The organism is Aurantibacter sp. (assembly GCF_039941195.1).
Taxonomy (GTDB): Bacteria; Bacteroidota; Bacteroidia; order Flavobacteriales; family Flavobacteriaceae; genus Aurantibacter_A.
Genome location: NZ_JBDVFA010000057.1, coordinates 1 through 7243, shown reverse-complemented (window position 1 = coordinate 7243; position 7243 = coordinate 1). Strand labels below are relative to the sequence as shown.

The 7243-nt window shown below is 38.0% G+C and carries 8 protein-coding genes; 7 read left to right on the top strand and 1 reads right to left on the bottom strand.

What is annotated here, in order from left to right; all coding sequences use genetic code 11:
- A partial coding sequence (locus ABJF52_RS09430; protein WP_348149394.1) for a tetratricopeptide repeat protein occupies positions 1 to 929 on the bottom strand: 929 nt, incomplete at its 3' end.
- Positions 930 to 1076: 147 nt separating this feature from the next.
- Here ABJF52_RS09430 and ABJF52_RS09425 point away from each other — a divergent pair.
- From ABJF52_RS09425 to ABJF52_RS09395, 7 genes are all read left to right on the top strand, one after another.
- On the top strand, positions 1077 to 1613 hold the full coding sequence (locus ABJF52_RS09425; protein WP_348149393.1) for a hypothetical protein: 537 nt from the start codon (positions 1077 to 1079) through the stop codon (positions 1611 to 1613).
- 8 nt (positions 1614 to 1621) lie between these two features.
- Positions 1622 to 2641: a hypothetical protein gene (locus ABJF52_RS09420; protein ID WP_348149391.1), complete on the top strand. Its 1020-nt coding sequence runs from the start codon at positions 1622 to 1624 to the stop codon at positions 2639 to 2641.
- A 3-nt stretch (positions 2642 to 2644) separates the two neighbouring features.
- Entirely contained in the window at positions 2645 to 3676 is a 1032-nt protein-coding gene (locus ABJF52_RS09415; RefSeq protein ID WP_348149389.1) for a hypothetical protein, read from the top strand.
- Positions 3677 to 3682: 6 nt separating this feature from the next.
- Positions 3683 to 4846, top strand: a complete 1164-nt coding sequence (locus ABJF52_RS09410) for a hypothetical protein (RefSeq protein ID WP_348149387.1) — start codon at positions 3683 to 3685, stop codon at positions 4844 to 4846.
- 3 nt (positions 4847 to 4849) lie between these two features.
- Entirely contained in the window at positions 4850 to 6106 is a 1257-nt protein-coding gene (locus tag ABJF52_RS09405; protein ID WP_348149385.1) for a hypothetical protein, read from the top strand.
- A 155-nt stretch (positions 6107 to 6261) separates the two neighbouring features.
- Entirely contained in the window at positions 6262 to 6438 is a 177-nt protein-coding gene (locus tag ABJF52_RS09400) for a hypothetical protein (protein ID WP_348149383.1), read from the top strand.
- 467 nt (positions 6439 to 6905) lie between these two features.
- Positions 6906 to 7243: DUF6090 family protein (locus ABJF52_RS09395; protein ID WP_348149381.1), on the top strand; the 338-nt coding region annotated here is incomplete at its 3' end.

Sequence of the window (7243 nt, the reverse complement as noted above, 5' to 3'; positions counted from 1 at the left end):
TCATGAACCTTATTTAATACCTCCCAAGAATCAGCTTCCCACTCCACGGCCCCGATTTCTTTGGAAAGGAAAAGTGCTTTGTTTGCATTTGTTTCGGCCACGGTATAGTTTTCCAACAATACGTTTATTTTTCCGATACTGTTTAGAGCGGATGCTTCTATGTATTTATTGCCTATTTTTTGTGCTATTGCCACAGCTTCTTGATAGTAATCAAGTGCCTTTTGGTGCTCCCCCAAATTTTTATTTGCCAAAGCCAAATTGTTGGTAATAGCCGCGATGAACAAATCGTTTTCCTCCTGTTTGGCCAATTCTAGGGCTTTGTTCAAGTAAGATACACCCTCTTTAAAATTTTCAGTATCGTTGTAGATAATGGCGATATTGGAAAGTGCTTTAATTTCTTCCGCCCGGTTGCCCATTGCCTGTGACGTTTCTAAATAGGCACGGTAATTTTCTAATGCCTGATCGTATTCCTTTAAATCCGCATGTATATTTCCTAAGTTACTTAGAATACTGGATTCCAGTTGTTTGTCGGGTATTTTTCTACTGAGCACCAAAGCCTGTTGGTAGGCGTCCAAGGCATCTAGATTATCAGCTAAAACATAATACAAATTGCCTTTTTGGCGTTGGGCCAAGGCCTCACCTTTAATCCACCCATCTTTTTTTGAAATAGTAAGGGCCTCTTCTACGAATGAAAATCCCTCTTTTGGTTCGGAATAGGTCATTTCACTCGCTAACTCAATAAGCAGGCCTGCCCTTATGGTATCTTTTACGGTGTGAGTTTGTAACTCATTCTTTAAGGAGTCTAATTTATTTTGCTGAGAAGTACCAAAAAAATGTACCAAACAGATAAGTATTATACCATACTTTTTTTTAGTTGGTAGGGGCATGCTATGAGGTTGCTTATATTCAAATTTAAACTTTTTGTTCAATTAATCAATGGTTGAACTAGTGTTTACGAATATTTGAACAATTGCAACGGTAAAATGGCAAATGAATACGTAGAATAATTCTGTATGGTACGGACCGGTAATAATTGATAGTTTGGATATAACTAAACCAAATAATTAGGTAACCGCATGAAAAAGAAAGTTAAAAATTTACTGTACTGTTCAACCTTCTTTCTCATTTTTGGTTGTGGGTCGGATGATAGTACGGAAGAGGAAATAATTTCCAACGGGGCACATGGTAATATTACATTGTCCGGAGATGAAACATCGGAATTGGGAACCTCGTTATCCGTTGTAAATATTGAGGTTGCAAATGCATCCCTTACGGGAACGGATAAGTCCGTTATACTCTTGTCAGAGAATATTGCTGTGGTAGATAATGAATTCGTTTATGACGACGACCAGAACGGATTTGTTATTGTAGCTGCTGATTTTTCTACTGGAGGTTCGGCTGATATCGACAGTAGTATTTCCATGACCATTATAAAAGATGGTGTAGAGTACAGGCATGCTTGTTCCTCTCCCTATCTAAACTTTTTTACTGCCTGTGGCGATGGATTCGGAATTGATTTTGATAGCAAGAGCGTCACCTTTGATAGTACTACGGTAATCAACACCGAAGATGATACTATTTTGACTATGGACGGAACCATCACTTGGGATTAAAAAATATAATGGGAAAAGTTATGGCAAGGTCATGTTTGTTCATTGTTTTGTGTTTTTTGGGAGTGCTCTCTAGTAATGCACAATCGATAGATGCTAAAGAAACGGTAGTTTATCAAGCACCTTCCGAAAAGTTTGTATCCATTACATTACAGGCTCATAAGGGCTTGACACGTTTTGGGGTTCCGAATATGTATCGTGAAAAAATTGGCGGCCAAAGACAAGGAATACGGACGGTTAGACCGGTCCGTGGGGGCAAAAATCCTGTGAGTAATGATAAAAACAAGATCATAACTACGGGCAAAAATAATTTTTCGCTATTGGTCGGCTTAAAATATTTACAGCCGTTTATGGAGGATCTGGATAGGAAGGGGTTAACCACATTGACCTCCAATATGTCCGAAAAAGAATCCAATTCCGCCTTCTTACAGCGATTTTTAAGTAGTCAGGTGGCACCAAACCTATGTTTGGAAGATGAATGTAAGAATGCCAGTCAAGGCAAAAATGAATTTGAAAGACTTCGTAATTATACATCTTTTGTGGATAACTGCTTAAATCTGCTTTTAGATTGGAGTAAAAATATAATGGAGAACGATGAATTAATCGGCTACCATGTTTCTATGTTGAACATAGGCAATAATTATGATTTTGATAAAAAAGGATATACAGCATACCATTCTATAATACTCAACAATATTTTTTCCTCAAGGCAGGGTATCGGAAAACAAGTGGTCTTTAAACCGGTGAAACCTTTCGAGGAGGCACTTCAAAACTCGATAGATAGGAACAAGAACATTGAATTTTTGCTTTCGATGGATGAACAAACGGCAGAACGATTTCAAAAAGAGGGCATTAGACGATTGTATGTGGTAAAAAAGATAAAGGTAAAACGGTCAAACAAGCAAATGGGGTCAACATCTGAGACCATAGAATTTAATTATTCACACGAAAGTGCCGATTTGGAAATCTATACGGACGAGGCACTGACACAACACTTTAAAACATTGTCACTGGCAGACCTAACCAATTAAATTATGAAACAGTTCCTCATCATTTTAATACCGCTAGCAGTACATTTTTCGGTTTGTGGGCAAGGGGAAGAAAAAGTTTTTGCAGCTCCTTCCTCAAGTTTTATAGACTTGTCGCTACAGACCCACAATGGCAAACTGCGGTTTGGCCTCCAAGATGGATATTATATAAAATCGGACGGTAGCTATATAAAGCACAACGAAGCGTCCTATTTTGAAATGGATAAAAGATTCAGCCATAACACTGCCAGTAGGCATGCCTTTACCGAACTTTTAAAGATGCGATTTAAAGAAGATATGTTCACTGCAATGGATAAAGATTATTTCACTGAGCGCACACCGAACATGTACGACAAGGAACAGAAATCCTACACCGCTCAGCAACATATACTTGCCCTGGCAAATGCTCTTTGCACCACCGAACAGGCAATCCAATTTTTCTGTAATCCAAAAGAAGAAGATTGTACCAAGGTATTTCCAGAAGAGGGTTATTACATTGAGCCTAGAAATATAAGGTACTGGGGCGGAAAAGGAGCTTCGGAGTTTCAAAAGTTGAGGGCATACACCTCGTTTGTAAAAGAAAAGTTTCCGTTGGTGCAAGAATGGGCGAAAACCTTATATCCAGAAAATAAAATTAACGGTTATTACGTGGCCAAAACATATTTGGGTACCTACGATTTTAAAGAAGGCGGTTACTGGTTACGTACCGGTGAGTTTAGTAACAACGGCTTTTTGTTAAGGTGGTTCGGCCTTCAGCCCAGTAATTCGTCGGAAAGAAAATTGGTGCATCCCAACGGTTCATCCATCCTCTTAAAAATGTCCCCTGAAAAAGCGGAGACCTTTTCGGAAAAATATCAGTACCTGTTTTTAGTTTTTGACGTCACGGGGCAGCTGAACGGACTGGAAAACTATAGGGCAGACCAGCTAAAGACCACCTTTACCCTCAACAGTCCGGTTATTGAAATTTATACCGATGATGCGCTTACCCATAGGGTGGGGGAAATGGATATAAACACCATGGTATCCAAAACCAGATAATAGACAATGATGAAAATTAAAAATATAAAAGCACGTTTTGTACTACTTTTTGCCATAATTGGTTTCTTGGAACCAAGCGCAATGCATGCCCAGTTTTTTAAAAAATTAAAAAAGAATGTAGAGGACAAGGTGGTGGAGGTTGCCGGTGAAAAATCGGACCAACTTTTAATCGGGGAATCGGAAACTTCCGTAAACGATAATGTAAAAACAGAGACCGTTACCAAATCAACACCGACGGAAACACCGGTAAAAAAGGCAGCCTCAATTCTTCAAGACCAAGAGGTTTTAAGGTTCAAGGCACCTTCCAAAGATTTTAGGGATATTGTAATACAGGCATATAAAGGCCTGCCAAGGTATGGTGAACTCAACTTTAAAAATGGAACAAATGCCTTAATCACCAATAATGCCTATAAAGCCCTTTTAGAGTTGAAATTTTTAGAGGATACTTTTAAGGATATGGATCGGTCTAAATTGACCAAACATAAAAATACTAGAAGCGACCTTGCCAAAAAGAATTCAGAATTTGCCCAGGATCATTTAAGGATTCTTGCCGGGGAAACGCTATCCGACGAAAAATTGAAAGAATATTTTTGTGATTCGGAAACCCCATCATCCTGTAGTTTCTACAATCGGGCAGGGGAGAGAATATTTGTTTCGTATTGGGGAGGTACGTCTACAAATGAATTTGCCCAGAACCGTAGCTATACCACCTTTGTAAAGGAATACTTCAATACCCTTAAAAATTGGAGCCAAACATTTTATACCGATGGTAGCGAGGTCGCCTATTATGTGGCAAAGGGGATGGTGGCCGAAAAATATGATTTTAAGGAAAAGGGGTATTGGATAGGGAATCTATTTTCTATCGGAGGGGACTTCATACTACATCAGTCCAATTTTTTGCCCTACACCGAGGACGAAAAAGCAATAAGGCACCAAGGCAAAAAAATATTCCTGCGCATGGATGCCGATAAGGCAAAGACCTACAAGTTAATTGCTAGGTCACCAGTATATGTAGTGTTCAAGGTGCTTGTAAACCCCAAGCCCAACAATACAACCTCTGTAAAATGGGAATATGAACTGGAGAGTCCGATCCTTGAAATTTATAAGGATGTGACACTTACGGACAAAATGGGAGAGGTAGATATTAATAGTACAAATCTTAAAAACTGACAGATGGGAAGCAGTCGTACAATTATAGTGGTAATGGGAATGTTGTTCCTTATAATGGCACCCCAAGCCAATGCCCAGTTTTTTAAAAAGCTGAAACAGCAAGCCGAGGAAAAACTTATTGACAAGACCGATAAAGAGGTAGACGATATCTTATCAGGAAACACGGGTACAACAAAGAATGAGGAGGAATCAAAAAAATTAGGAACTGTCATAAGCGATGAAAACAAGGTCGTGCCGCCTACAGCTGTACAGCAATCAACATCCACTATTAACGAATCGGATTATTTGGTGTATAAATCGCCAGATCCGGCATTTCATGATATTTACGTTCAAAAATTTAAGGGTATTCTAAGATTCGGTTCCTGTGATTTTTATACCATGCCCAACAATCCTAAAATGCCCGTGTCTACTCCCGAGGTCAATGAGAAAAGAGTAAAAATAAAAAAGGGTTATAATGCATTTTTATTGTTGGCACGAATGCAGACGCTAAAGGATCATTTTAAGGTAATGGACAGAACGGCCCTCACCCCCCTTAGTAAACCCTTGGTAGAAGAAGAGGTAAAATCCAATATGGCACAAGGATACCTAATGAATTTTGCATTTTTAATGGGTACGGATGCCTTAAAAAAGGAATATTTTATGAATGATCGGGACGGTACCGGTAATGGCCCCATTGTATCCAAATGGGGCGGGGAATATGCCGATGATTTTACTGAGAATGAAAAATATGTGGCATTTGTAGCAAAGTATTTAGATAAAATACTGAAATGGACCCAAACATTTTTTGAGGACGCTACGGAAGATTTTCAATTTGTTGTTCCGCTGGAGTTCAAAGGACCCTATGATTTCGACAAAAATGGATTTTGGGTGCAACTTCCCACCAAAAGGAGGTCTAGTTATAGTATGGATTTTGGAAGTACTAGGGATAATTATTTTTTTGAATTTCTTCCCAAGACATCATACGGGCAACAAATCTTGAATAAAACACAACAGGTGGAACATATAAATGCCGAGGTACTTTTTAAAATAGATCCGGCTGCAGCCGAAGGGTTGATAAACGATAAAACAAAGAATCCGCAGATGGTGGTAAAAGTTAGAGTTGTCTATGAAGGGTTCCAACCCGAGAATCCTATGATTTATGCACCAAAATACACCTATCATTTACTGAATCCTATAATGGAACTGTATTCCGATGCTGGGTTGACTTCAAAAATTGGGGAAATAAACCTCGAAAACCTTACTTATAAGGGGGGCAATTAATTTTTTACTACGAATAGAGCCACAGCCTTTTACACCTATATTTCATTTTTTTTCGAAGTGAGGTAATCAAACTTTTTTTTAACCAAATAAGGGTCATTCTATAAGTTAAAAACATAGCATACTTAATCTTGCCGATTGCACATCAATTACCTGAAATGAAGAAATTTACTATTTCAAAGATTTTAACCTTGCCCACAAAAGAAGTGATGGACAACTATTCCCTGAAGTTGCTCAAATCCGGAAAACTGTGGACGGTACAGAATGAAATAAAATATTTTTCTGGAATTGAGGAATGGACTTTTTATCACGAAAATTATAAGTGGACTTTATAAGAAGAAATGGAGAAGTTATTTATAATTGCGAATATTCTGCGAGAAAAAAGTGGACAAGAAATGTGTGCAGATGAGGATGGGAATAAAATGTTCATCGATTAGGTAAATGATAAGCGGAAAAAATAACCAATACCAATAATACCTACAGCAAATAGGGCAAAAAGTGCTTAAACCAAAAGACTGTATGTATTTCCGAAGACTACCAAATTTTCATCTCGTACCGTCGGAAAGCTTTAATAATTCGCTTTAATCTAAGTAGAAAGCTAGCTTAAAAGTTAGCTGCAATTAGCGCTAGATTCTCCCTTAAAAAAGTTTTATATTGCAATAGCACGCATGGTACACCCTCCCCCTACATTTTAGTAAAAATCAGCTATACGTACGAGTTACAATATGTATTGCTAATGCGAAATATTGATAAAAGTATGTATCCTCCATTGTTGTGCTTCATTATAACCAACCAATAAACTATGATTAAGTTCTTCAGACGTATAAGACAACGACTACTCTCAGAAAATAAATTTAGCCAATATCTACTTTATGCCATTGGAGAAATTGTGCTTGTGGTAATTGGAATTTTGATTGCTTTGAGTATTAATAACAACAATAATTATAACGAACAAAGAAGTCTAGAGCAGGAATATCTGTTGTCGCTACAAACAGAATTTGAAACGAACCTGAAGAAAATAAATGCCTCTATTGAAGAAAATAAACAACGAATAGCATCTCTTGATTATCTATTGACTTTATTTGATAAAAATAGGCTTGACACCGTCAGTAGTCAGCGAATTTCTCAAAAGTTCGCCCC